General features: G+C 66.7%; 26 protein-coding genes. 2 read left to right on the top strand and 24 right to left on the bottom strand.

Annotated elements, in window-relative coordinates; all coding sequences use genetic code 11:
• Nucleotides 1-210: 210 nt before the first annotated feature.
• Genes K5554_RS11085 through K5554_RS11100 form a run of 4 tightly spaced genes read right to left on the bottom strand, consistent with a single transcriptional unit; the run spans nucleotide 211 to nucleotide 2,871 of the window.
• Nucleotides 211-507, bottom strand: coding sequence for a nucleotidyltransferase family protein (locus K5554_RS11085; protein ID WP_221038523.1), 297 nt, complete (start codon nucleotides 505-507; stop codon nucleotides 211-213).
• Nucleotides 504-902: a nucleotidyltransferase substrate binding protein gene (locus tag K5554_RS11090; RefSeq protein WP_221038524.1), complete on the bottom strand. Its 399-nt coding sequence runs from the start codon at nucleotides 900-902 to the stop codon at nucleotides 504-506. The genes K5554_RS11085 and K5554_RS11090 overlap by 4 nt, the downstream gene beginning before the upstream one ends.
• 41 nt (nucleotides 903-943) lie before the next feature.
• A complete protein-coding gene (rlmD, locus tag K5554_RS11095; RefSeq protein ID WP_221038525.1) occupies nucleotides 944-2,320 on the bottom strand; it encodes a 23S rRNA (uracil(1939)-C(5))-methyltransferase RlmD in 1,377 nt (458 codons plus the stop codon).
• Complete coding sequence (locus K5554_RS11100) at nucleotides 2,317-2,871, bottom strand: pyruvate kinase alpha/beta domain-containing protein (protein ID WP_221038526.1); 555 nt, start codon at nucleotides 2,869-2,871, stop codon at nucleotides 2,317-2,319. The genes rlmD and K5554_RS11100 overlap by 4 nt, the downstream gene beginning before the upstream one ends.
• Nucleotides 2,872-3,077: 206 nt before the next feature.
• On the opposite strand from K5554_RS11100, the gene K5554_RS11105 reads away from it, so the two are divergent.
• Nucleotides 3,078-3,623 carry a hypothetical protein gene (locus tag K5554_RS11105; RefSeq protein ID WP_221038527.1) on the top strand — a complete coding sequence of 182 codons (546 nt, stop codon included), beginning with the start codon at nucleotides 3,078-3,080 and terminating at the stop codon, nucleotides 3,621-3,623.
• 13 nt (nucleotides 3,624-3,636) lie between these two features.
• Here K5554_RS11105 and K5554_RS11110 read toward each other — a convergent pair whose 3' ends face one another.
• The 19 genes from K5554_RS11110 to K5554_RS11200 form a co-directional block, all read right to left on the bottom strand.
• Entirely contained in the window at nucleotides 3,637-3,930 is a 294-nt protein-coding gene (locus K5554_RS11110) for a hypothetical protein (RefSeq protein WP_221038528.1), read from the bottom strand.
• A complete protein-coding gene (locus K5554_RS11115; RefSeq protein WP_221038529.1) occupies nucleotides 3,930-4,652 on the bottom strand; it encodes a DUF421 domain-containing protein in 723 nt (240 codons plus the stop codon). The genes K5554_RS11110 and K5554_RS11115 overlap by 1 nt, the downstream gene beginning before the upstream one ends.
• Nucleotides 4,640-5,101, bottom strand: a complete 462-nt coding sequence (locus tag K5554_RS11120) for a hypothetical protein (RefSeq protein ID WP_221038530.1) — start codon at nucleotides 5,099-5,101, stop codon at nucleotides 4,640-4,642. Before K5554_RS11120 ends, K5554_RS11115 begins: the two co-directional genes overlap by 13 nt.
• A gap of 78 nt (nucleotides 5,102-5,179) precedes the next feature.
• A complete protein-coding gene (gene gatB, locus K5554_RS11125) occupies nucleotides 5,180-6,625 on the bottom strand; it encodes an Asp-tRNA(Asn)/Glu-tRNA(Gln) amidotransferase subunit GatB (protein ID WP_221038531.1) in 1,446 nt (481 codons plus the stop codon).
• Nucleotides 6,618-8,099, bottom strand: coding sequence for an Asp-tRNA(Asn)/Glu-tRNA(Gln) amidotransferase subunit GatA (gene gatA / locus K5554_RS11130; RefSeq protein ID WP_221038532.1), 1,482 nt, complete (start codon nucleotides 8,097-8,099; stop codon nucleotides 6,618-6,620). The genes gatB and gatA overlap by 8 nt, the downstream gene beginning before the upstream one ends.
• A gap of 15 nt (nucleotides 8,100-8,114) precedes the next feature.
• Nucleotides 8,115-8,405: an Asp-tRNA(Asn)/Glu-tRNA(Gln) amidotransferase subunit GatC gene (gene gatC / locus K5554_RS11135; RefSeq protein WP_221038533.1), complete on the bottom strand. Its 291-nt coding sequence runs from the start codon at nucleotides 8,403-8,405 to the stop codon at nucleotides 8,115-8,117.
• A complete protein-coding gene (ligA, locus tag K5554_RS11140) occupies nucleotides 8,402-10,420 on the bottom strand; it encodes an NAD-dependent DNA ligase LigA (RefSeq protein ID WP_221038534.1) in 2,019 nt (672 codons plus the stop codon). Before ligA ends, gatC begins: the two co-directional genes overlap by 4 nt.
• A 76-nt stretch (nucleotides 10,421-10,496) precedes the next feature.
• The gene (pcrA, locus tag K5554_RS11145) at nucleotides 10,497-12,725 is read right to left on the bottom strand and encodes a DNA helicase PcrA (protein ID WP_221038535.1); all 2,229 of its coding nucleotides are present in this window, start codon (nucleotides 12,723-12,725) and stop codon (nucleotides 10,497-10,499) included.
• Between the two features lie 111 nt (nucleotides 12,726-12,836).
• On the bottom strand, nucleotides 12,837-13,517 hold the full coding sequence (gene hisIE, locus K5554_RS11150) for a bifunctional phosphoribosyl-AMP cyclohydrolase/phosphoribosyl-ATP diphosphatase HisIE (protein WP_221038536.1): 681 nt from the start codon (nucleotides 13,515-13,517) through the stop codon (nucleotides 12,837-12,839).
• Complete coding sequence (hisF, locus tag K5554_RS11155; protein WP_221038537.1) at nucleotides 13,502-14,275, bottom strand: imidazole glycerol phosphate synthase subunit HisF; 774 nt, start codon at nucleotides 14,273-14,275, stop codon at nucleotides 13,502-13,504. The genes hisIE and hisF overlap by 16 nt, the downstream gene beginning before the upstream one ends.
• Nucleotides 14,265-15,005: a HisA/HisF-related TIM barrel protein gene (locus K5554_RS11160; protein WP_221038538.1), complete on the bottom strand. Its 741-nt coding sequence runs from the start codon at nucleotides 15,003-15,005 to the stop codon at nucleotides 14,265-14,267. The genes hisF and K5554_RS11160 overlap by 11 nt, the downstream gene beginning before the upstream one ends.
• The gene (hisH, locus tag K5554_RS11165; protein WP_221038539.1) at nucleotides 14,996-15,610 is read right to left on the bottom strand and encodes an imidazole glycerol phosphate synthase subunit HisH; all 615 of its coding nucleotides are present in this window, start codon (nucleotides 15,608-15,610) and stop codon (nucleotides 14,996-14,998) included. Before hisH ends, K5554_RS11160 begins: the two co-directional genes overlap by 10 nt.
• 13 nt (nucleotides 15,611-15,623) lie before the next feature.
• Nucleotides 15,624-16,211: an imidazoleglycerol-phosphate dehydratase HisB gene (hisB, locus tag K5554_RS11170; protein ID WP_221038540.1), complete on the bottom strand. Its 588-nt coding sequence runs from the start codon at nucleotides 16,209-16,211 to the stop codon at nucleotides 15,624-15,626.
• 1 nt (nucleotide 16,212) lies between these two features.
• Nucleotides 16,213-17,487 (bottom strand): histidinol dehydrogenase, encoded by a 1,275-nt coding sequence (gene hisD / locus K5554_RS11175; RefSeq protein ID WP_255565388.1) that lies wholly within the window; start codon nucleotides 17,485-17,487, stop codon nucleotides 16,213-16,215.
• On the bottom strand, nucleotides 17,480-18,139 hold the full coding sequence (gene hisG, locus K5554_RS11180) for an ATP phosphoribosyltransferase (protein WP_221038541.1): 660 nt from the start codon (nucleotides 18,137-18,139) through the stop codon (nucleotides 17,480-17,482). Before hisG ends, hisD begins: the two co-directional genes overlap by 8 nt.
• Nucleotides 18,140-18,157: 18 nt before the next feature.
• Nucleotides 18,158-19,219: an ATP phosphoribosyltransferase regulatory subunit gene (gene hisZ / locus K5554_RS11185; protein ID WP_221038542.1), complete on the bottom strand. Its 1,062-nt coding sequence runs from the start codon at nucleotides 19,217-19,219 to the stop codon at nucleotides 18,158-18,160.
• Nucleotides 19,220-19,347: 128 nt separating this feature from the next.
• Nucleotides 19,348-19,689 carry a YerC/YecD family TrpR-related protein gene (locus K5554_RS11190; protein ID WP_255565390.1) on the bottom strand — a complete coding sequence of 114 codons (342 nt, stop codon included), beginning with the start codon at nucleotides 19,687-19,689 and terminating at the stop codon, nucleotides 19,348-19,350.
• Between the two features lie 128 nt (nucleotides 19,690-19,817).
• Nucleotides 19,818-21,347 carry a polysaccharide biosynthesis protein gene (locus K5554_RS11195; RefSeq protein WP_221038544.1) on the bottom strand — a complete coding sequence of 510 codons (1,530 nt, stop codon included), beginning with the start codon at nucleotides 21,345-21,347 and terminating at the stop codon, nucleotides 19,818-19,820.
• A 72-nt stretch (nucleotides 21,348-21,419) separates the two neighbouring features.
• Nucleotides 21,420-22,124, bottom strand: a complete 705-nt coding sequence (locus K5554_RS11200; RefSeq protein ID WP_221038545.1) for a VanW family protein — start codon at nucleotides 22,122-22,124, stop codon at nucleotides 21,420-21,422.
• 126 nt (nucleotides 22,125-22,250) lie between these two features.
• On the opposite strand from K5554_RS11200, the gene K5554_RS11205 reads away from it, so the two are divergent.
• Nucleotides 22,251-23,780 carry a Mur ligase family protein gene (locus tag K5554_RS11205; RefSeq protein ID WP_221038546.1) on the top strand — a complete coding sequence of 510 codons (1,530 nt, stop codon included), beginning with the start codon at nucleotides 22,251-22,253 and terminating at the stop codon, nucleotides 23,778-23,780.
• Nucleotides 23,781-23,844: 64 nt separating this feature from the next.
• Here the strand turns inward: K5554_RS11205 and K5554_RS11210 are convergent, their stop codons facing one another.
• Nucleotides 23,845-24,387, bottom strand: coding sequence for a YhcN/YlaJ family sporulation lipoprotein (locus K5554_RS11210; protein WP_221038547.1), 543 nt, complete (start codon nucleotides 24,385-24,387; stop codon nucleotides 23,845-23,847).
• Nucleotides 24,388-24,595: the final 208 nt, after the last annotated feature.

Consider the following 24,595-nt stretch of genomic DNA (forward strand, 5'->3'; position numbering starts at 1 on the left):
AGAGTTACTCCCTTGGCTAATCGGCCTATGGTCTCATCAACCTTATCACTTTCCAACCTGAAATAAACATCGCCGTCTCGTCTTTATTTCCGCCATGAACTTTTCTTTTATTGTTGAATCCTCCGTTTTCCTCATACCTCAAATTTTCTCATACCTCAAAAGGGCAACAATGATTTCTCGGAGCTTCCAGCTGTCTCAGCCAGCTATTCCTTACCCTCGCCTGTAAACCTCTACCCCCTCCTCCTCGATCCGCAAGCGTAGGCGGCCGCTCTCGAGCCCGTTCATATCCACAACATCGATCTTGTAAATCCCCGCCGCTTCATCCAAATCCAAGGACAAATCCGGCGGTAGTGCTCCTTCGCAGTAAACGGCAAGGTCGATATCTGAATTGTATTTGTGGTCTCCCCTGGCCCGCGACCCAAAGACAACCGCTCGCAAAACGTTCTCCCTTTTCGCCAGTTCCCGAACGATGGCTTGCAGAACAGGCTCCGGCAGACCGAACTTCATTTGACTATTGCCTCCATTCGGAAGACAAGGGCGGCAAACTGGTCCAGATACTTCTCCTTCACTCTGGCGTAAATCTCCTTGGCCCGTTCCTGATTGTACGTATAAGCAGTGAGGTTACGGTCGCTGATCATCTCGATCCACACATCCCCGTCCAAGATCAACTCCGCCGCAAAAGCTTCTTTGAAAGCCGACCGCGGCGAATTGATGACTGCTAATCCTTGGTATTCTAAGTATGCCTTGATAAGCTTCCAAGCCAGCTCATAGGTGAACTCAAAGCGCTGGATGACCGCATCGTAGATCAGCGGATTGGACTCGTCTTCTTCCACAGCCTCTTTAAGCCTGAGCACCGCTCGTCTGTACTCTTCCAGTCTTTCCTGTAACCGCTCGGCGTCCATCGACGATGCTCCTTTCGTAGGCCCGGAATCAGCGTTGGTCGTCAGCCCGCACTTTTTTCCAGCAAGACCACACACTCTACGTGCATGGTCTGGGGAAACATGTCTACCGGCTGGACCACCACCGCTTTCAATCCGTGTACGGCGAGAATGCCGAGATCCCGCGCCAGGGTGGCCGGGTGGCAGGAGACGTAAACCAGCCGCTCCGGACGGGCGGCGGCCAAGGCGGATAGGACCTCCGGCCGGCAGCCCTGGCGGGGTGGGTCCACCACCACTACGTCGGGGTGAACGCCGGCGGCGCTGAGCCGGGGCAGCACCTCTTCCACTCGGCCCAGGTGGAACTCGGCGTTCGCCACCCCGTTTTCCCGGGCGTTAAGGCGGGCGTCCTCTACGGCACTCGCCACCACCTCAATGCCGTGCACTTGACGTGCCTGGGCCGCCAGGAAAAGCGAGATGGTCCCGATGCCGCAGTAGGCGTCGAGCACTGTCTCTCTACCGGTCAGGGCGGCGTATTCCACCGCCTTTTCGTATAGTCTCACCGTCTGCGCAGGGTTGACCTGAAAAAACGACCCGCCCGAGATGCGGAAGCGATACGGTCCCAGGTATTCGCTGATGGTGGGACTTCCCCAGAGGGTCTGCCACTCCTCCCCCAGAATGACATTGGTGCGCTGCGGGTTCACGTTAAGAAGAAGGCTGGTCAGGCCGGGCACGCCGGCCACAAGTTTCTTCACCAGCCTCGTGAGCTGGGGCACCGCCCGCTCCCGGCTCACTAGAACCAGCATCAGCTCGCCCGTCTGCACCGCCACCCGCACCAAAAGGTGGCGCAGGAAGCCGGCACCCGTCTCCTCGTCGTACGCCGGTATCCTAAGCTCGTTCGCTGCCGCAAGCACCGCAGCCAGCGCCTGGTTGGCCCGCGGGTGTTGCAGGGGGCATTCCTCTATCTCGACCACCCGATGGGTACGGGGGGCGTAAAACCCTGCCACCACCCGCCCGCCCCGCCGGGCGAGGGGAAACTGCGCCTTGTTGCGGTAGGCCCAGGGCTGGTCCATGCCCAGGGTAGGGAGCACCGTAACGCCGCTCAGCCTGCCGATATGCCTGAGCGCCCGCTCCACCACCTGCTGCTTGAAGCGAAGCTGCCCCGGGTAGCTTAAGTGCTGCAGCCGGCAGCCGCCGCACGCAGGATAAGCCCGGCAGGCCGGTGTCACGCGGTGGGGCGCCGGGTCGAGCACCGCCTGCGCCAGTGCGCGGGCGTAGCTTTTTTGTACCGAGATGACGCGCGCCCGTATCTTCTCCCCCGGCAGGGCGCCGGGGACAAACACGGTGAAGCCCTCGTGACGCCCCACCCCCTCGCCGTTCGAGGCCAGGTCGGCGATCTCCAGCGTCACCTCCTGGCCGCGCCTTACCGGCGGGACCCCTTTCACTTCCCTGTCTCCCAGGGTTTGCAGATGATCTCGTGGATCCTGGTCTTGAGGAACTCGCCCGAGTAGGCCGGGCGCATCACCAGGGCCGTGTCTGCCCCCCGGCCGGTGCCGCCCACGGCGATGATGTCCTCGCCATACGGGACAAGCCCCGCGTCCAGGGCCATCACCGCCACCTCCACGGCCACCTTGGTGCCCTGGCCGAAGAGGTAGAGGGTGTCCGCTACGATGCGGCCCACATCAAACCCCTGGTGGGCGTTAATGAAACCGCGGGCCACGCCCCGAAAGAGGTGCGTGGTCGTGAGGACCTTGATGCCCTGGGCGGCAAACTCCTGCCGCGTCTCGGGCGGCATCTCATCCACGTTGGGGCCGCGAAAGCCCACCTGGTGGGTGACGCACACCACTTCTAAGCCTTGGCCGGCAAACCGGCGCGCTGTCTCCCCGGTGTTGGAAGCCACCACCACGCGTTTGATTCCCAGTTCCTTAGCGCGCGCCACCGCCGCCTCTACGGTAGCCGCAGTGTTTTCCGGTCCACTTTTCGGCCAGGTTTTCATGCTCCAACCTCCCAAATTGTTCCTTGATCCTTCGTTCTCCGCACTGAAGGGGTATTTCCTTTTTCCCCTCTGCGGTAATTCTTTCGCCTTCAGGAGAAACTTTCCTTCTCATGGAACCGCAAGTTTTGCCATACTAAGGGAGAGACGCAGGTCGCCGGAAGGCTCGTTTCGACTCCCCGGCCGCCTGAAACAAGGGAGTGAAATGAATGACGGAAGAAAGGCCCCAAGAAGTACTGGCCGGCATCAACCGCGAGCTCGACCAAAACACCGCCGCCCACCTGGCGCAGTTGGGGACGGGCACGCCGGCCGCCCAGGCCCAGGAACAGCTCAAGGCGCTCCTCACCCAGCTGGTGGACACCGCCCGCCGGCAGCAGCTGACCGCCGAACAGAACACCCAGTCCACATTGAGCCAGGCCTCCACCTCCCTGGCCGGCCGGCAACGCCTCGACCAGATCTTCGCCCTCCTGAACCAGATCCAGCAGGGTCTGGCCGGCCAAACCCTCTCGCCGGCCCTGGCCCAAACCTACCGCAGCCAGGTGGACCAAGTGGAGGGGCAGCTGCGCCAGCAGATCCGTGAGACCGACAGCCAGGTAACCCAGGGCCTGCAGCAGGCCGTAGCCGCCCTGGCCCAGGCCCAGAGCGCGATGCTGGACGCGCAAACGTACGCCCAGCTCGAACAGCTGGTGGGGAACCTGAAGCAGTCGCTCAGCCAGTGGCAGAGCCAGCCGCCCGCTGGGGCGCCGCTGCAGTAACTAAAGGGACGGGTCAACGCCCCGGCGGCGGCCCGTCCCTTTCCTGTTGCTGGCAGACCGGTTTCTTGAAGCCCAGCCCCAGGTTGCTGCCCGCACCCGCCAGGCGTGCCCGGAGGTCTTTCACCCGGCTTTCCGGCAGCTCCGCCATCTCGGCCACTTCTTTGTCGTTCATCCCCAGAGCGAAGGCATCCAGCACCGGCCCCAGGCTGGTGCCGAGCTCCCGCTCCAGCGCCGAGCAGTCTACCTTCACATCCTCCTGCTGCAGGCGCGGCCGCACCTTGTCCTTCCTCTCACCCGGCGTTGCCACTAGCGTTCGCCCCCTTCCTGGCGCTCCACCGTCAGCCCGCCCAGCTCGTCCAACGTGGCCCGTTTCACCTCCGCCAGGCGCCGCACTCCCTTGGCACTTAGCTCCCGTATCAGGTGCCCCAGCCCCAGGCGCACCTTGTCCAGGTTGGCATAGACCACCTCGCCGTTTTCCACCAGCACCGTGGGGTTGAGGCCCGGCGCCGTGCTGAGCCCGAGATCCTTCGGCGTCAAGGGCTGGCGTTCCGGCTTAAGCAGAACGCTCAGCTTCCCGTTGGGCTCCAGCACCGCCTCCTGCACGTCCTCGATGTTCGTCACATTTTTCTCGCGCAGCATAATAAGGAGGTCGGCCATGGAGACGCGTTCCTGTTTCAGGTTCTTGGTCACCACTTCCCCGTTTTCAATCAGCACGCTGGGTTTGCCCTGTAAGAAGTTCTCGATCCTGCGGCTGCGCAAAACCACCTTGGAGATCAGGTAGTTGATGGCCGCAATGAGGACCAGAGGAATCAGTCCGTGGGTAAAGGGGGTCTTCTCGTCCTCCATGGGGATGACGACCGCCGAACCAAGGATGATGATCACCAAGAGGTCGAAGGGAGAAAGCTGGCCGATGGTTCTCTTGCCCATAAAGCGAATCGCCAGCAGGGCAAAGGCAAACAGCACCGCTGCCCGGAGCACCAACCAAAGATCAGTGGCATGCAGGTGCAAGAGCTTGGCTACACCGGCCACGCCGCTTCTCCTCCCTTCCCGCTCACCCGCTCCCGGGCCGCCGCCAGGCCCTCCGTGAGCTGGGCCTGGCGCTTCAGGCCGGTACCCAAGCGCGCCGCGTGCACCAGCTCAGCTATGCAGTGTTCGAGCGCCTTCTCCCGCGCCTGCGCCCGGCTGCGTTCCTCCCGCCAGGCCAGCTCCAGGGCGGCCGTAAGTGCCGCTTCCAACTGCGCCGGGCTCTCCCCGGCCGGGCCGGCGCGCACCAGCTCCGACAGCAGCACCTCCAGCTGGGCCTGGTTCTGCGCCTCGGTTATGCCTTCTTTAACCTCCGGCAGGAGCTGGCTCAGGTTCTGTTCCACGCCTGTGGCCTGGTCTTCCACCTGGCTGAGCAGGGCGGCGAGAAACTGCTTGAGGCGCAGGCGCTCGCCGCCGAGAACCGGGGCCTGCGGCGCTGAGTCTTTCTCCGGCATAAGAATCTCCTCCTGCCTTATGTTCACCGGGCCGGAGGAGAGCTATGCATAGGGCGACGTTCCCGAAAAAGCGCGGCGTCAGCTGAGTTTCTCTTTCAGCAGCTTGTTCACCACGGCCGGGTTGGCCTTACCGCGCGTAGCCTTCATCACCTGGCCCACCAGGAAGGTGAGGGCCTTTTCCTTACCGCCGCGGTAGTCCGCTACCACCGCCGGGTTGGCTGCGATCACCTGGTCCACAATACCCCCCAGCTCGCCTTCATCGGAGATCTGCACCAGGCCGCGCTGCTTGACGATCTCCTCGGGATCGGCCCCCGTTTTAAAGAGCTCCTCGAAAACGTCTTTGGCGATCTTGCCGCTGATGGTGCCCTTCTTAACCAGGGTGAGGAGTTTTGCCAGGTGCTGCGGCGTGAGCGGCGTTTCGGCAATGTCTTTACCCTCGGCGTTGAGGAGGCGCAACGCCTCGCTCATCAGCCAGTTGCTCACCGCCTTGGGGTCAGGTAACAGGCGCACGCACTCGTCGTAGAAGTCGGCCAAGGAACGCGAGGCCGTGAGCACCTCGGCGTCGTAGGCCGGGAGGCCGTATTCGCGCATGAAGCGGGCGCGGCGGGCATCGGGCAGCTCTGGAAGGCTGCGGCGGATCTCCTCCACCCACGCCCGGTCGACAACCACCGGCACCAGGTCCGGGTCTGGGAAGTAGCGGTAGTCGTGGGCCTCTTCCTTGCCGCGCATGCTTACGGTGACGCTGCGGGCCTCGTCCCAGTGCCGCGTCTCCTGGACAATCACCTCGCCTGCCGCCACGGCCTCTTTCTGCCGCTCTTCCTCGTACTCGAGGCCCTTAAAGACGGCCCGGAAGGAGTTCAAGTTCTTAAGCTCGGTCTTGGTGCCGAACTTTTCGCTGCCGCGCGGGCGTACGGAAAGGTTGGCGTCGCAGCGCAGCGACCCTTCCTCCATCTTGCAGTCGGAGACGCCCAGGTACTGCAGGATGGTCTTCAGTTTCGTCAGGTAGAGGCGCGCCTCTTCCGGGGAGCGGATGTCCGGCTCGCTCACGATCTCGATGAGCGGCACCCCGGAGCGGTTAAAGTCCACCAGGCTCGTGGCCGCGGCGGCGATGTCGCCGGCGTGCAGCAGTTTGCCGGCGTCTTCTTCCAGGTGCACGCGCTTGATGCGGATCCGGCGCGGCTCCCCGTTTACCTCGATGTCCACGTACCCGTTCTCCGCCAGCGGCTGGTCGTACTGGGAAATCTGGTAAGCCTTGGGAAGATCGGGGTAGAAGTAGTTCTTGCGGTCGAACTTGCTGAAGGAGGCAATCTCGCAGTTGAGTGCCAGGGCCGCGCGCAGGGTGTACTCCAGCGCCTTCTTGTTGAGCACCGGCAGCACCCCCGGCATGCCCAGGCAGATGGGGCAAACGTGGGTGTTGGGCGGTGCGCCGAACGCGGTACTGCAGCGGCAGAACACCTTGCTCTGGGTGGCCAGCTCCACGTGCACCTCCAGGCCGATGACTGTCTCCAGGTCTTCCTTACGCACGGGTCTCACCTCCAGCTGCCGTAAGCGGCGGACGTTTCTTATGGTGTTCGGTGCTCTGTTCGTAGGCGTAGGCCGCCTTAAGGAGCGCACCCTCGGCAAAGGGCTTCGCCAGAAGCTGCAGGCCCACCGGCAGGCCCCGGCTGAAGCCGCACGGGATCGTTAGACCTGGGATACCGGCCAGGTTCACCGGGATGGTGCAGATGTCGGAGAGGTACATCTGCAGCGGGTTGTCCGCCTTCTCGCCGATCTTGAAGGCTGGGGTGGGCGAGGTGGGCGTCACCAGAAGGTCGTACTTCTCAAAGGCCCGGTCAAAGTCCTGTTTGATCAAGGTGCGCACCTGCTGCGCCTTCCTGTAGTATGCATCGTAGTAGCCGGAGCTTAAGGCGTAGGTGCCGATGATGATCCGCCGCCGCACCTCGGCGCCGAAGCCGCGGCTGCGGGTCTTTTCGTACAGGGTGACGAGCTCTGGAGCGTCCGCCCTGAGGCCGTAGCGCACGCCGTCGAAGCGGGCCAGGTTGGAGGAAGCCTCCGCCGGCGCCAGAATGTAGTACACGGGGAGCGCATAGTCGGTGTGCGGGAGCGAGGTCTCCTCGACCGTAGCCCCCAGGTTCTCCAGTACCTTCACCGCCGCCATGATCACCTGCTTCACGTCCGGGTCGACACCTTCGGCGAAGTACTCCCGCGGCAGGCCCACCTTCAGGCCCTTGATCTCCCGGCCCAAGTAGCGGGTATAGTCCGGCACTTCCACCGGGGCGGAGGTGGAGTCCAGCTTATCCCAGCCAGAGATGGCGTTCAGCACCAGGGCGCAGTCCGTGACATCTTTGGTGAAAGGACCGATCTGGTCCAGGGACGAAGCGAAGGCCACCAGGCCGAAGCGCGAGACGCGGCCGTAGGTGGGCTTCAGCCCTACCACCGAGCAGAGCGAAGCCGGCTGGCGGATGGAACCGCCGGTGTCGGAGCCCAGGCTGAAGGTAGCCTGGCCGGCGGCGACCGCCGCCGCCGAGCCGCCGCTCGAGCCGCCCGGCACGCGGGTGAGGTCCCAGGGGTTGTGGGTGGTAAAAAAGGCCGAGTTCTCAGTGGAAGAACCCATGGCGAACTCGTCCAGGTTGGTTTTGCCCACCATCACGGTGCCGGCCGCCTGGAGGCGTTCCACCACGGTGGCGTTGTAAGGCGGAATGAAGTTTTCCAGGATGCGCGACGAACAGGTGGTGCGCACGCCGCGGGTACACATGTTGTCCTTGAGGGCCATGGGTACGCCGGCCAACGGCCCCAGTTTTTCGCCCCGGGCGCGGGCTTCATCCACCTTACGCGCCGCCGCCAGGGCCTCCTCGCGCGTCACGGTAACAAAGGCATGCACCGCCGGCTCGACCGCTGCCAGGCGCCCGAGCACAGCTTCCACCGCCTCCACCGCGCTCACTTCCCGCGCAGCCAGGAGCCGGCCCAGCTCGTGCGCCGTCAGGTCGTAGATCTCCACGTTGCCTCCCCCTCTCTACTCCTCTATGATGCGCGGCACCTGGAAGCAACCGTCGGCCGCCGCCGGCGCGTTGGCCAGGGCCTCATCCTGGGTCAGCCAGTCGTATACCTCGTCCTCGCGCCAGACGTTCTTCAGGTCCAGCACGTGGGAGGTGGGTGGGATCCCCTGCGTATCTACGGCACCCAGTTTCTCGGCAAAGGCCAGGATGTCGTTGAGCTGGTGGGTGAATTTTTCTTTCTCCTCGGGGGTGAGCTCGAGGCGGGCCAGGTGGGCCACATGCTCCACCTCGGCCATGCTGATCTTCATGCCTGCACCAACCTTTCTTCGAGTAGCTTCTTAAACTCCTCCTCGCTGAGCACCGGGACGCCCAGCGCCCGGGCCTTGTCCAGCTTGGAGCCCGGCTTCTCCCCCGCCACCACGTAATCCGTGGCGCGGCTGACACTGCCTGTCACGCGGCCGCCCCGCTCCTCGATGGCTGCCTGGGCCTCGGACCGGGTAAAGCCGGCCAGGGTGCCGGTGAGAACGAACGTCTTGCCGCTCAGCGGCCCCGCCCGCTCCCGCCGCCGGCCGCTCATGTTGAGCCCCGCCGCCGCCAGGCGCTCGATGGTCTCCCGGTTGCGCGGCTCAGCGAAGAAATCCACCAGGCTGGCCGCCACCTTCTCCCCGACGCCGGGGATGGCCGTGAGTTCCTCCCGGCCGGCGGCCATGAGCGAGCGCAGGTCGGGGAAGTGCGCCGCCAGCGTCTTGGCCACGGTTGCCCCCACGTACCGGATGCCTAGGGCATAGAGCAGCCGGTCCCAGCTGCGGGTCTTACTTGCGGCCAGCGCCGCCAGCAGGTTGGCGGCGGACTTCGCGCCGAACCGCGGCAGCTCGGCCAGTTCCTCGGCTTGAAGGTGGTAGAGGTCGGCCACGTCTTTTATCAAACCGCGCTCCAGGAGCAGGTTGATCAGGGCCGGCCCCAGGCCGTCGATGTCCAGGGCGGCGCGGGAACCGAAGTGCAGGAGGCTCTCGCGCAGCCGCGCCGGGCAGGAGACGTTCGGGCAGCGGTGTGCCACTTCGCCCGGGAGCCGCACCACCTCCGCCCCGCAGGCGGGGCACTTTTGGGGCATGTGAAAGACAGTTTCCTTTCCCGTGCGCCGCTCCGGCCGGGAGGCCACCACCTCGGGGATGATGTCCCCGGCCTTCTCCACTAGAACAATATCGCCCACTCGGATGTCGCGGGCGTGGATGATCTCTTCGTTGTGCAGCGCCGCACGGCTCACCGTGGTCCCGGCCAGGTGCACCGGCGGGTCGAACACCGCCGTAGGCGTAAGGACCCCCGTGCGGCCTACGCTGACGATGATCTCTTTAAGGCGGGTCTCCCCCTGCTCGGCGGGGAACTTGTAGGCGATGGCCCAGCGCGGGCTCTTGGCGGTGGTCCCCAGAGCGCGCTGCAGCTCCAGACTGTTCACCTTGAGCACCAGGCCGTCGATGGGGTAGGGCAGCTCCGCCCGCCGCTCGCGCCAGCTCAGGCAGTAGGCGATGGCTTCCTCTATGTTCGCGGCCATGCGGATATGTGGGTTCACCTTGAACCCGGCCCGGCGCAGGAACTCCAGGAGTTCCCAGTGGGTGGCCGGCTCCAGGCCCTCCGCCGCCCCCAGGCCGTAGAGGAAGGTGTCGAGGGAACGCGCCGCCGTCACCTTGGGGTCGAGCTGGCGCAGGGAGCCGGCGGCGGCGTTGCGCGGGTTGGCGAAGAGGGGCTCGCCCTCCTCTTCGCGCCGGGCGTTGAGTTCCAAAAAGGCCTGTTTGGGCATAAAAACCTCGCCCCGCACCTCAACCAGCGGCGGCGCCCCGGCCTCGGGGTGCAGGCGCAGCGGCAGGGAGCGCACGGTGCGCAGGTTGGCGGTGATATCCTCCCCCGTCACACCGTCGCCGCGCGTCGCCCCCTGGACAAAAACGCCGTTTTCGTAGGTGAGCGAGACGGCCAGGCCGTCGATCTTGAGCTCCACCACGTACTCCACCTTGGCGTCGCCCGCCAGGTCGCGGATGCGGCGGTCGAAATCGCGCAGTTCCTCTTCATTGTAGGCGTTAGCCAGGCTAAAGAGCGGCACGCGGTGCACCACTGTGCCGAACTCGGGCCGCGGTGCGCCGCCCACGCGCTGCGTGGGCGAATCAGGCGTCTTAAGCTCGGGGTGTTCTTCCTCCAGCCGCATGAGCTCGCGCAGCAGCCGGTCGTATTGGCTGTCAGTGATCACGGGGTCATCAAGAACATAGTAGCGCCAGTTGTGGTATTCCAGCTGGCGGCGCAGCTGCGCCGCCCGTGCGGTAACGTCTTCGGCCATATCGACCCTCCTTCTGGCCTGCTACCTGTTTCTTCTATTATACCCAACCGGCAACTAAGAACAAGCCGATCACCGCTTACGCCCGCTTGAGCGGCGCGTAGCGCACGGCCAGGTCCTTTACCCCGGCGCCTGGGAACGCCACCGTAATGATCGCGTCCTCCCCCTCGCCGCGGCAGCGCACCACCGTGCCGGCGCCGAACTTCTTGTGCTCCACCCGGTCACCCGGCCGCCAGCCGGCGGCGCCGCGCGCAAAGCCCTCTTCCTTCTCCACCGCCACCGGGGCAGCCGCCGGCCGCGCCGTGCGGCGCTCCCGCCCCGGGCGCGCTCCCCCAGACGCCGGCGCTGCTTCCTCCTCGCCCGGCCGGCGCACCCGTCGCACCAGGTGATCCGGAATCTCGGCGATAAAGCGGGAAGGGGTCGTGAGGGTGACGTTGCCGTACAGGTAGCGCTCCTGGGCATAGCTCAGGTAAAGGCGCTTTTTGGCCCGGGTAAGGCCCACGTAACAGAGGCGCCGCTCTTCCTCCAGCTCGGACTCCCGTTCCAGAGAGCGGCTGTGGGGAAAGAGCCCTTCCTCCAGGCCCACCAGGAACACCACCGGAAACTCCAGGCCCTTGGCGCTGTGGAGCGTCATCAGCGTCACCGCCTCCGCCCCGGTATCGTAGTTGTCCTGGTCGGTAAAGAGCGAAATCGTGGCCAGAAAGGCCGGTAGCGAAGCATCCTCGTTGGTCGCCATGAAGCTCTTGGCCACGTTGAGGAACTCGTTGAGGTTCTCCTCGCGGCTCTGGGCCTCCGGCGTCCGTTCCGCCCTCAGCGCGGCCAGGTAACCCGTCCGGTCCAGCACCGCCGCCACCAGGTCGGTTAACGGAGCGTGCAGCGCCAGGTCGGTCAGTTCCCGCATGGTCCGGCCAAACTCCACCAGCGCAGCAGCCGCCTTCTTTTGCACTCCCGCTATCTCTCCCGCCCGGGCGGCCGCCGCCAGCGGGTCCAGGCCGTTTTCCCGCGCGAAGGCGAGAAGCCGCGCCTGGGTCTGCAGCCCGACACCGCGCCGGGGTGTGTTGATCACCCGCTCCAGGCTCAGGGTGTCGTCGGGGTTCACCAGGAGCCGCAGGTAGGCCAGGGTGTCCTTGATCTCCAGGCGCTCGTAAAAGCGCAGCCCGCCGACGATGCGGTAGGGCACGCGCTCGTTTAGAAAGGCTTCTTCCAGGAGGCGGGACTGGGCGTTGGTGCGGTAGAGCACGGCGCAGTCCCGAAGGCGGAACCCGCGCCCCAAGAGGTGCTCTACCTCCTCAACCACAAAGCGCGCCTCATCTTCGCCGTCGTCGGCGGCGTACAGGCGCAGCTTGTCCCCCTGGCCGTTGGCCGTCCAGAGGTGCTTGTCTTTTTTCTGAATGTTGTTGGCCACCAGGTAATTGGCGGCGTCCAGGATGGTCTGGGTGGAGCGGTAGTTCTCCTCCAGCTTGATAACCTCGGCGTGGGGAAAATCGCGCTCGAACTCCAGGATGTTGCGGATGTCGGCGCCACGGAAGCCGTAGATGGACTGGTTGTCGTCCCCCACCACAAAGAGGTTCTGGTGCTCCCCAGCCAGCAGGCGCACCAGCTCATACTGCGCATGGTTGGTGTCCTGGTACTCGTCCACCAGGATATGGCGGAAACGCCCCTGCCAGTGCGCCAGGGCGTCCGGCCACGTCGTCAGCACCTCCACCGTCAGGCGCAGCAGGTCGTCGAAGTCCAGGGCGTTATTCGCCTTCAGGGCAGCCTGGTACGCGCGGTAAACCCCCGCCGCCCGTTCCAGGAAAAAGCCGCTGGCGTCGCAGTTCTCCGCCCGCAGCCAGTAGCTGTAAAAGCCATCCGGGCCGACCAGCTCGTTCTTCGCCCGCGAAATCAGGAACTGGATGGTGCGCGGGTTGTACAGCTTTTCGTCCAGGTTCGCCTCCCGCACGCAGCGGCGGATGAGGCTGCCCTGGTCGTCGGCATCGTAGATGACGAAGTTGGCGCCGTAACCCAGGCGCAGGATCTCCCGCCTCAGCAGGCGCCCGCAGACGGCGTGGAAGGTACCCAGCCAGATTCCCGCCACCCGGGCGCCGATAAGCTGCTCCACCCGCTCGCGCATCTCGGCGGCCGCCTTATTGGTGAAAGTGATGGCCAGAATCTCTTCCGGCCGCACACCGCGCTCCAGAAGGTAGGCGATGCGGTGGGTGAGCACGCGCGTTTTGCCGCTGCCTGCCCCGGCGAGGATGAGGAGCGGGCCTGCGCCGTGCTCCACCGCCCGGCGCTGCTCCGGGTTGAGCCCTGCCAGTAAATCCATGCACTGATCCTCCAGTTTCTGCCCTACCAGCCTATTTTACTACCCAACAGACTTCGACACCCACCGCAGGTTTTCCTTTTTGTACAATTCGTTGCGCCTGCTGCCGATAAGTCATGTGCATTTTTGCAAAGAACGATGAGAAGTTGATACCTGACCCCGGCGGCGGGCGAGTTCGGCCAGGATGTCCTCCGGTGCGAGGCCGCTGGCGAAGGTAAGGAGGAGGCTGTGAAAGAGGAGGTCCGCCAGCTCCCAGGTAAGCTCGTTCTTGTCCCCGTTCTTGGCCGCGATGATCACCTCGCCCGCTTCCTCCCCCACCTTCTTCAGGATGCGGTCCATCCCCCGGGTGAGGAGCCGGCTCACGTAGGAGTCCGCGCGCGGCTGCCGCGCCCGGTCCTGGAACACGGCCCACAGCTCGCCGATAAGCTCCGGGCCGAGCCGCGCCTCGCCCGCCGGCAGCCGCCGGAAAAAGCAGGAGCGCGCGCCCGTGTGGCAGGCGGCGCCCGTCTGGTCCACCTTTACCAAGATGGCGTCCCCGTCGCAGTCGAGGGCCACCTCCCGTACCTGCTGCCGGTTGCCGGAGGTCTCACCCTTGGGCCAGAGCGCCCGGCGCGAGCGGCTGTAGAACCAGGTGCGGCCGCTCGCCAGGGTGCGTTCCAGAGCCTCCCGGTTCATGTAGGCCAGCATCAGCACCTGGCCGCTCGCCGCGTCCTGCACCACCGCCGGCACCAGGCCGCGCTCGTCCCAGCGCACGTCCTCCACGCCGGCCTGGCCCGCCTTCAGCCCTTCACCCATCGCACCGGCACCCCCTGCCCCGCTAGGTACTCCTTTACCTGGGCGATGCGGTAACGGCCGTAATGGAAGATGGAGGCCGCCAGCACCGCGTCCGCCTTCCCTTCGCTCACCACCCGGGCCAAGTCCGCCGGCGTCCCGGCCCCGCCGGAGGCGATCACGGGAATGCCCACCGCCGCGGCCACCGCCCGGGTGAGCTCCAGGTCGTAGCCGGTACACGTCCCGTCCCGGTCCATGCTGGTGAGGAGGATCTCGCCGGCACCCCGCCGCTCCGCCTCCCGCGCCCAGGCCACCGCATCCAGGCCGGTGGAACGGCTGCCGCCGTAGGTGCACACCTCCCAGGCCGCCGGCGCTTCCGGGCGGCGCCGCGCGTCGATGGCCACCACGATGCACTGGCTGCCGAAGCGCACCGCCGCTTCCGTAATGAGGTCCGGGTTTTCCACCGCCGCGGTGTTAACGGAAACCTTGTCCGCCCCGGCGTTCAAGAGGCTGCGGATGTCGCCCAGCGAGCGGATCCCGCCCCCCACGGTACAGGGGATAAAGGCGGCCGCCGTGGTGCGTGCCACCACATCGTAGAGCGCCCGCCGCCCCTCCTGGGACGCGCTGATATCGAGAAACACCAGCTCATCGGCCCCCTCGCGGTCGTAGCAGGCCGCCAGCTCCACCGGGTCCCCCGCGTCGCGCAGGTTGAGAAAATTAGTGCCCTTCACCACGCGCCCGTCCTTGACATCCAGGCAGGGGATGATGCGCTTAGCCAGCATCGCTCTCACTCCTTTCGCCGATCTTGATTGCCTCTGCCAGCGAGATGGTGCCGGCGTAGAGCGCGCGGCCCAGGATGACCCCGGCTATCCCCTCAGCCTCCCGCGCCGCCGCCGCCTCCACCTCCGCCAGGTGCCCGAACCCGCCCGCCACCAGTACCGGCCGCCCCGCCGCCTGGGCCAGGGAACAGGCGCCGTCCAGGTCCGGCCCGGTCAGGGTGCCATCGCGACCGGTGTCCGTATAGATGAACGTCTCGACTCCCAGCGCCGCCAGCTGCCGCGCCAGCGCCTCCACCGGCAGGACGCTCTCCTCCTCCCAGCCCGCCAGCTGCACGCGGCCCTCCCGCACGTCCAGGGAAACCAAGGTGCCGTCCCCATACTCCCGGCAGGCCGCCGCCACCACGGCCGGATCGCGGGCCGCCGCCGTGCCGAGGATCAGCCAGCGTGCCCCGGCCGCGCGCGCCGCCGCCAGGTCCTCGCGCCGCCGCAGCCCGCCGCCCAGCTGGATCTCGACCCCCAGCTCCGCTTTCAGGCGCGCCACCACGGCCAGGTTCTGCGGCCGCCCGCTGCGGGCGCCGTCCAGGTCCACCACGTGCAGCCGCCGCGCGCCCGCTGCACGCCAGCGCCGCGCCGCCGCCAGGGGATCGCCGCGGTAAACCTCTTGCCGGAAGCGGCCCTGGTAGAGGCGGACGCAGGCGCCGCCCCGAAGGTCCACCGCCGGGATCACGAGCATGCTCTCACCTCGCTGACAAAGTTCCTGAGGACGGCCAGCCCCACCTGGCTGCTCTTTTCCGGGTGGAACTGCGTGCCCCACACGTTGCCCCGGCGGACGGCGGCGGTGAATTCCTCGCCGTAGCTGCACGTAGCGGCAACGACGGCCTCCTCTTGCGGCACGGCCACGTAGGAGTGGACGAAGTACACGAAGCTGCCGGGAGCGACGCCGCCAAAAAGCGGCGTCGGCCGGGGGAAGCTGAGCGAGTTCCAGCCGATGTGCGGGATCTTCACTTCCCCCCGCAGGCGCCGCACGACGCCGGGCAGGATGTCCAGGCCCTCATGATAACCGCCCTCCTCGCCGGCGGTGAAAAGAAGCTGCATCCCGAGGCAGATGCCCAGGAAGGGACGCCCGCTGCCGGCCGCCTGCCGCACGGTCTCCACCAGTCCCCGCGCCCTAAGCTCCGCCATGGCGTCGCCGAAGGCCCCGACGCCCGGGAGGATCACCCCCGGCGCCGCGGCAATCGCCGCCGGGTCCGCGGTGACGCGCACCTCTTCCCCCAGCGCCTGCAGCGCGTATCTCACGCTCCCCAGGTTGCCCATACCATAGTCCACGATCGCAATCACCGTCTCGCCCTCCCTACAAAACCCCTTTAGTGGACGGTATGCCGGGGACCCGCGGATCCAGGGCCACGGCCTCGCGCAGGGCACGGCCCAGGCCCTTGAAGATTGCCTCCACAATGTGGTGCCCGTTCGCGCCATGGAGCAGGTCCACGTGGAGCGCCAGCCGCGCCTCAACCACCAAGGCCCGCAAAAACTCCGGCACCAGCTCCACCGCAAAGTCCCCAATGCTGGGCGCTGCCAAGGCTACATCATAATGCAGGTAGGGTCGCCCGGACAGGTCCACCACCACCCGCACCAGCGCCTCATCCATGGGCAGCAGCGAGGCCCCGTAGCGCCGGATGCCCTGCTTTTCGCCCAGCGCCTGCTCCAAGGCCGTCCCCAGGGTGAGCCCCACGTCCTCCACGGTGTGGTGGTCGTCCACCCAGGTATCCCCCGTGGCCTGAAGCGTCAGGTCAAAGCCCCCGTGGGCGGCCCAGAGGGTGAGCAGATGGTCCAGAAACCCGACTCCGGTTTTGACCTCACTGCCGCCCGTACCATCCAGCTCCAGCCGCACCTTAACCTGCGTTTCCCGGGTTCGGCGCTCGGCCTCTGCGCTCCGTCCCATGTTACTCCCTCCCTACCAGCGCCCGGGCATGGCCCGCCAGCCCCTCCGCCCGGGCCAACAGCTCGGCCGCCGGCGCATCTTTTCGCCAGGCTTCCCGGCCGTAGGCCAGGAAGTTGAGGCGCTTACAGAAGTCCTCCACCCCCAGCGGCGAGGCGAAACGCGCCGTCCCGCCGGTGGGGAGCACGTGGCTGGGACCGGCGATGTAGTCGCCCAGCGCCTCCGGCGTGTACGGCCCCAGAAAAACGGTACCGGCGTTCTGCACCCGGGGTAGCACCGCCCAGGGGTCTGCCAACAGCAGCTCCAGGTGCTCGGGCGCCCACGCGTTGGCCAAGGCTACCGCCAGCTCCAGGTCCGGCACCACGTAAGCCGCGCTCGACGCCAAGGCCGCCCGCGCCAGCTCCGCCCGGGGCAGGGTGGCCAGCTCCTTTTCCAGCTCCCCCGCCACTTCCTCCGCCAGGCGCTGCGAGGTGGTCACGAGCAGGGCCTGCGCCGCGGCGTCGTGCTCCGCCTGGGCGATGAGGTCCCGCGCCACCACCGCCGGCGCCGCGCCGGCGTCAGCCAAAATCAGTACCTCGCTCGGCCCCGCCACCGCATCGATCCCCACGCAGCCGAAGAGCAGGCGCTTGGCCGCCGCCACGTAGGCATTGCCCGGACCCACCACCTTGTCCACCGCCGGAATTGTTTCCGTACCCAAAGCCAGCGCGGCGATGGCCTGCGCCCCGCCCACGCAGTACACCTCGCGCACGCCCAGGAGGTAGGCCGTCCCCAGCACCAGCGGGTGGCCGTGCCCGCCCGCCGGCGGTGTGGCCAGGGCGATCTCCGCCACCCCGGCCGCCTGCGCCGGCACCACATTCATGAGTACCGACGAAGGATAAGCTGCCCGCCCGCCCGGGATGTACACTCCCACGCGCTTGAGCGGCAGCGACCGGGTACCGAGAACCGCCCCCGCGGCGTTAACGGTGAGGCTCCCCGGCGGCGGGGCGGCCGAAAAGCGCCTGATATTCTCCCGCGCCACAAGGAGCGCCTCTTTCAGCGCGGCCGGGAGCGCCGCCGCCGCCTCCGCCAGTTCGGCCGGCGCCACCCGCAGCTCCGCCGCCGTAAGCTCCACCCCGTCGAGCTCCCGGCTTAAGGCCGTGAGCGCCGCATCTCCTTCCTGCGCCACCCGGTCGATGACGGCCGTCACCCGCGCCGCAAGTTCCTTTTGCTCCCGCCAGAAGCTGCGCCCGCCACGCTTAAGTTCCGCCGGCACCTCCCGGCACTCGCGGATGTCAAGCACCGGCCTCACCCCCCTGTGCCGCCCCCAGCCGCAGGCGCTCCACCAGCTCAGCCAGGGCGGCGGCCTTGGTGCGGAAGCTGATGCTGTTCGCCACCAGGCGCGCGCTGCCGCGCGTGATCTCCTCCACCTCCACCAGGCCGTTCGCCGCCAGCGTGCGACCGGTAGCCACCAGGTCCACGATGCCGTCCGCCAGGCCGGCGCGCGGGGCCAGTTCCAGGGAACCGTTGAGGTGGATCAGCTCCACCGGCCGGCCCCGCCCGGTAAAGTACGCCTCGGCCAAACGCGGGTACTTGGTGGCGATGCGCAGGCTGAGCGGCATCTCCGCCGGCCAGCGTGCCTCGTTTTCGGCGGGAACGGCCACCACCAGGCGCCAGAAGCCGTACGCCAAATCGAGCAGCTCGCACACACTCTTCTGCGTCTCCAAGAGCACGTCTTTCCCCACAATCCCGGCGTCCGCACAGCCCGCCTCCACGTACACCGGCACGTCCGCCGGCTTCACCAGGAGAAAACCCGGGTTATCCCCCCGGGGCGGTACCAGGAGGCGCCGGTCGTCGGCCCGCACCGCCCTCACGTCCACCCCCGCAGCCGCCAGCCGGTCCAGGGTGTCAGGCAGGAGCCGGCCCGTCGGTAAAGCCAAGAGCAGTCCCGTCATGGTATCGTTCCTTTCTTCTCAGTGGATCGCCTGCAGGCGGCCGGGCGGATCCGCAAGCGGCAGGTAATCGACACGGCCGCCGCCGCCCCCGCTCCCCTGGCGCTCCCGCGCCGCCAGCACCCGTTCCAGGCCGAGAGCAAAACCAGTAGCGGGCTCCGGCCGCCCAAAGCGGGCCAGGAGGTTGTCGTAGCGCCCACCGCCGCCCAAGGGGTAGCCGAACCCGGGCACGTACGCTTCAAAGACCATCCCGGTGTAATAATCCAGCTCCCGCACCAGGCCGAGGTCAAAGGTCACCTGCCCAGACACCCCGTAAACCGCCAGGTGCCCGGCGATGGCCTCCAGGTCTGCCAGTGCCGCCCGCGCCGCCTCGTTCTCCCCGGCCGCCTGCGCAGCGGCCGCCAGCGCTTCCCGCCCGCCGAAGAGCTGCGGCAGCCGGCGCAACACTTCCTTTTGCTCCGCCGCCAGCTCGAGCGCGCTGAGGATGCCGCTCACCCCTACCAGGTTGCGGTGCGTCAGCTCGGCCGCCACCGCCGCCCGCTCCTCCGCCTTCAGGTCCAGCTCCGCCAAAAGCGCCCGCAGGAAACCGGTGTGGCCCACGCTCACCCGCGCCCCGGTGAGCCCCGCCTGCGCGAGGGCCGTCAGGGCCAGGGCCACCACCTCGGCGTCCGCCGCCGGGCCGGCCGCCCCGATAAGCTCCACGCCCGCCTGGGTGAACTCGCTCTGGTACCCGTTGCGCGCCTCCTGAACGCGGAAAACGGAACCCCCGTACCACAGCCTCAGCGGCCGCGGCTCCTCAGCCAGCTTGCTGGCCGCCAGGCGCGCCACCTGGGCGGTGAAGTCTGAGCGCAGGGCCAGGATGCGCCCCTGCCGGTCGAAAAAGCGATACACGCGCTCCGCCTCGCGCCCGGCAAAACCGCAGGCAAAGGTGCTGTAAAACTCGAAGGTCGGCGGCACCACCTCCCGGTAGCCCCAGCGCTCGAAGGAGTCTGCCCACAGCCCCAGGAGCCTCCGGTGCGCCGCCGCCTCGGCGGGCCCCAGATCCCTTATTCCCTGCGGCAGTTGCACGCGGCTTTGTTCCACCTCTCTCTCCTCCCCTTTAATCCTTCACCGTGCTAAAACGGCAACTTAATGAAGTTGGCTGCAGTTTAGCATGAAAGCACCTCCAGTGTCAACGGCCCCGAGGCAGAAAAAAACGCCCTGACGGGCGTTTAGCTCTTTGTTTCGGGCTCTGGGGGCGGCAGCGGCGGTAATTTTCCTTCCGCCTCCAACCGGTCGAGGACCAGTTTGTAGCCATCGGCCCCGTAGAAGAGAAACTTCTTGACGCGGCTGATGGTGGCGGTGCTCATACCGGTACGCTCGGCGATGAGGTCGTAGGTGTAGCCGGCCCGGAGCATGCGGGCTGCCTCCAGGCGCTGGGCCAGGGCCTGGATCTCGCCGATAGTGCAGATGTCCTCGAGCAGCCGGCAGCATTCCTCCGGCGTACGCAGGGCCAAAAAGGCAAGGCAGAGCTGGTCGGTCAACTCGTTGCGCCACTTCGGTTCATACTCCACGGGCAACCCCCCTATCCGTTGTGCCTGGCGCCGGGCCTTTCCCCTATTAAAGAACAACTTCGCTGAACGCCGCCTAATTCCTGCCGGCGGTGCGGATTTCTCTCGGCCTGTGGCCGGCCGCGTCCCCCTCATGCGCGCGGACCCAGCGGCGGACGGGTGAGCAGGCTGCGGGGAATAATGCCGGTGCCCAGCGCCAGAGCCCCGTAGGAGGCCGCACCGGCGGCCACCGCGCCCAAGGTGGCCGCGGCCAGGGGCCAGCCGTGTCCCAATCCCCAAGCCAGCGCCCCGCGCACCACCGGCACCATCAGCGCCGAACCCAGCGCCGGGACCAACAGCAGCCGGGCACTCCAACAGCCCGGCACCCGCTGCATAAGGCGGAGAAGGCCCAGGGCGGCCGCCAGCGTGAAGCCCAGGGCGGTGCCCAGCGCCGCACCCCGGATATTTAAGGCGGGCAGTGCCGCCAGGTGGTAATCGAGCAGCGCGTTCAGCGCACCGCCGGCGAAAATCGACACTGCGGCCCAGGGACCGAGATTCAGGCTGTGCAGGAGCGCACTGCTCGTCTCCATGAGGCAAAGCCCCACCGTCCCAAAGGCCAGGTAGCGCAGGGGAACGGCCGCCTCGGGGGTGTTGAAGAGCACCTGGCAGATCTCTTCCGGGAGCGTATAGAGGCCGACGGCGGCCGGGATTGACACCGCCAGGGTAAGGCCCAGGGCCTGGCGCATCCGAAAGGAGAGGGCGGAGCGGTCGCCCTGCGCCGCTGCCGCCGCCAGGGAAGGGACCAGGGCCGTGGCCAGGGCGGCCGTAGCCACCGTGGGGATTCCCACCAAGGATAGCGCCATGCCGGCGTGCTGCCCGAACAAAGCCGTGGCCGTGCGCATGGGTATCCCCCCGGCCTGCAGGCGTACCGGCACAATGGCCGCGTCCACCATCTGCATGACGGGCATGATAAAGGAGCCGAACATCACCGGCAGGGCAAAGTGCTCCAGGCGGCGCAGCGACGCGTACCAGCTCGCCCCCCGTCTCCTTGCCCTGGGACGAGGCCCGCGCAACCGGCGCCATTCAAAATAGAGCACCGAGCCGGCAGCGCCCCCGGCCGCTCCTGCGGCAGCACCTGCAGCAGCATGCTCCAGCCCCCGGGGAAGCAGCAGGAAAGCCAGCCCCAGCATGGTTAAAACCCTGATCAGCTGTTCCAAGGCCTGGGCCTGGGCCAAAACCCCGAGCGCCTGCTGCCCCTGGAAACAGCCGCGCAGGCTTCCCTCCAGCGCCAGGAAGAAAACCGCCGGCGCCAAGGCCCGCAGCGGCAGTTCCGCCCGCGGGTCACCCAGGACGGCGGTTGCCAGGAACGGAGCTGCAGCGAAGAGCAGGCCGGCCAAAAGCAGCCCCTGCACAATGAGCACCTGCCCGCCCACGCGGTAGTACTGCCAGGCCTCGTCTTCCCTTCCCAGGGCCAGGTGTTCGGCCATGAACTTGGCTATCGCCAGGGGCAGGCCGCCGGTGGCCAGAATCGCCGCCACCGTAAAAATCGGGTAGGCCATCTGGTAGAGCCCGATGCCCTCGGCACCCAACAGGTAGCTGAGCGGCACACGGTAGAATACACCCATGACCTTGGTGAAAGCACCGGACATAAGCAGCATGAAAACACCCTGCGTCAGGGACAAGCTTCCGCGCCTCCCTCTGCTCTTTCCTTCTGATCTTACGCAGGATAAGAAGCGCTTATGTCCAGGCGGCGCTTACCCTAGAAACCACAGGCGCACCCGTTCTTTCTCCACCGCACCTCGGATGGTCACAGGACGCCCGCTGTTGTTCTGAAACTTCAAGTCGAGGTCGGTGTAGATGGTGGCGTCCCGCCCGGGAGGCACGTACTTGACCGGCTTGGCATGCGGGTGGCGCTCCAGCACCTTGAAGCCCGCTCCGAGGGCGACGTTGTACAGGGTGGAAGACACCTGACACATGCCCCCGCCCAGTTCTTTCAACTTCCGGCCGTCATCGCCCAGTACCGTGGCGGGACGAAAGCCGGCGGCGGCGGTGGGCTGTCCCACCACGGCATTAAAAGAGAAAACCTCCCCGGGTAAGATGACGTGGCCGTTGAGCCGCTCGACGGTGAGGTGAATGTTGTGCACCCGGTCGGGATCGCGGTCGAGGAGGCGCGTGGCATACGCAGCCAGCACCTTAAGCGGCCGCCGCACCACCCGGAGCCGCGCACCCGGTTCCGCCGCAAGCACGGCCTCCACCGTTTCGTCCACCTGGAGCCCCGGCTCCCGCCGGGCCAGGTCGCGCACATGTTCCTCCACCTGGTGGCGCGTCCAGCCGCCCACCGCTTTTCCTTCCAGCATCACCCCGGCGGCCACCCGCTCCTGCCACCAGCAACCACTGAAGCAAAGTAAAAAGTACAAGAAAAAGCCCAGGGTCAAAAGCCTCTGCCGCTGCGGCCTCAACCCGCCGCCCCCTTTCCCGCCGCCTTGATTACCCCCGGTCACGGCAATTCCTGTCAGCGGGCGCCGAAACAAGGCCGGCGCCATACTATATAGCAGTGTGTCGACAAGAGGAGGTGACTTAAAGTTATGGGAGTTCCCCTCCCGGAGCTGGCTGCTGTTCTCGGTCATGATCCCCTGACGCTGCCATCCGTAGACATCACAGGGATCACCTGCGACTCGCGGAAAGTGAAGGCCGGTTTCCTTTTTGTCGCAGTGCCGGGCAGCCGCCGTGACGGTCACGCCTTTATCGGCGAGGCCTGCCTGCGCGGAGCCCGGGCGGTGGTAGCAGAGGTCCAGGAGCACGCTACCCCTGTACCCTGCCTCCTGGTTCCAGACAGCCGCCGGGCGCTGGCCGAACTCGCGGCTCACTTTTACGGCCATCCTTCCCGTGCGCTGGAGGTGATAGGCATCACCGGCACGAACGGCAAAACCACCACCGCCTGCCTGCTCGATCATATTCTGCGTACGGCGGGCCGTCCCAGCGGGCTGATCGGTACGGTGAGCGTAAAGTACCGTACCCGCACCTTCCCTGCCCACCTCACCACCCCCGGTGCCGACGAACTCCAGGAGCACCTGGCCGGAATGCGGGCGGAAGGCCTGCGCCACGTGGTGATGGAGGTTTCTTCGCAGGGTATCAAGACCGGCCGCGTGGCGGGCGTGCACTTTTCTTTCGGCGTGCTCACCAACATCACCCTGGACCACCTGGACACGCACGCCTCGTTTCAAGAGTACATCGCCACAAAAAAACGCTTCCTGGACATGCTGGCTCCGGACCGCACCGTCTTTCTCAACCGCGATGACCTGGGAGCACGCAGCCTCCTTCCCGAACTGAAGGCGCGGGTCGTCACCTTCGGCTTCCATCCCGCCGGCGACATTCAAATTGTCCCAGCACGGGCCGCGTCCGGCTCCGGCTCATTCCTCCTCCGCATTGACCGGCCGCTTACGACGCACCGCGGGACCTTGCCGGCCCTGTCGCTGCCGCTCACCCTGCAGCTTTTAGGTACGCATAACATGGCCAACGCGGCCGCGGCCGCCGCCGTCGCCCTGGCTCTCGGGGTCGAACCCCGCGACATCCAGGCGGGCCTGGCCACCTTCTCGGGGGTGGAACGCCGCCTGGAGGTGTTCTCCCTAGGTAAACTCACGGTGGTGGATGACACCGCGCTCAATCCCGCCAGCTTCGACGCCGCCTTTCAGGCGGTAAGTTCCCTACCGCACCAACGGTTGGTGGTGGTATACGCCCTGCGCGGCAGCCGCAGTCCGGCTGTGAACCGCATCAACGCCCTGGCCTTGGCGCACTGGTCCCAGCGTCTTACCTTCAGCGCTTTCATCACCACGAGCAGCGTCGGGGACGTGGGCCCCCTGGACGAGGTAACCGCAGAGGAAGAGACGGCCTTTTTCTCCGGGCTAGCCGCCGCCGGCCTCACCGCGCGGCACTTCCCGGCCTTGAAGGACGCCTTGGCCGCCGCCCTCGGCTGCGCCCGCTCGGGGGACCTCATCCTGCTCCTGGGTGCCCAGGGTATGGACACCGGCCGGGCAGTGCTCCAGGACCTGTGGGCCGAGAAGCAGGCGGCGCTCCTGCCGGCCCGCCGGCCAGAAGCAGCCTTGGCCGGCTCCTAGCAAAGCAGCCCGGGATCCCCCGGGCTCAGTTCTCGCAGACCCGACGCTGTTCATCAATTGGAGTTCACTTGACCCCGGGCGCCATCCGGCGCATCAGGTCGTTCAGGTCCCGCGTAAAGGTATTGACCGGTTTCCCGGCGCGGATGCCCTCAGCGATGCGGCGGACGCGCGTTATGGTGGCGGCATCGGTGGCCACCGCTACCCCGGTGAGCCGCGGCTCCGCGCGCCGCAGCCGGGTGGCGATATCGTTTTTCAAACCGGCGGCATCGCCTTGGCCGCGCGGCACGTTGCTCTTAAGCTCCGCGCCCACCAGGGCCGTCGTCCCAGAGAGGGCCACCCACGCCCGCTTCACGCCGGGTACCTTCTCCGCCTCCGTCGCCAGCTTATCCTGCAGCCGGGCAATGTCGGCCGGCCGCGTCGGCATGGGCTGCCGGGCCGGAGCCGGAGCCGGCGGCGCCGGTGTGGTCCGCATGGGGGCAGGGCGGGTCGGAGCCGGTGTCCGCGGCGGCAACGGCTTGCGCGCCGGCGGGCGGCAGCCGGCAAGGGCCGCCAGAACAACGAATACCAGGAGCGAAACCAGGAGGATTCTCAGCTGCTTGTTCCGCACCTCCTTCACCTCCTTTCACGGTTGTGCACACCAATTGGGTCAGGTATCGCGCCCTACGCAAGATCCACTGTTTAGCTGCCAGCAACGGGCCGGAAAGGAAGCTGCGCCGACGGTTCTGCTCAGGCGCAGACCTGACGCTGCTTAACCTCTTTACTTTTAGCTTTCGCTGGCAAAAACAAAGCTATGCGAAAAAAAGAACCCAGGCCTG

This window comes from Gelria sp. Kuro-4 (assembly GCF_019668485.1).
Taxonomy (GTDB): domain Bacteria; phylum Bacillota; class DTU030; order DUMP01; family DUMP01; genus DUMP01.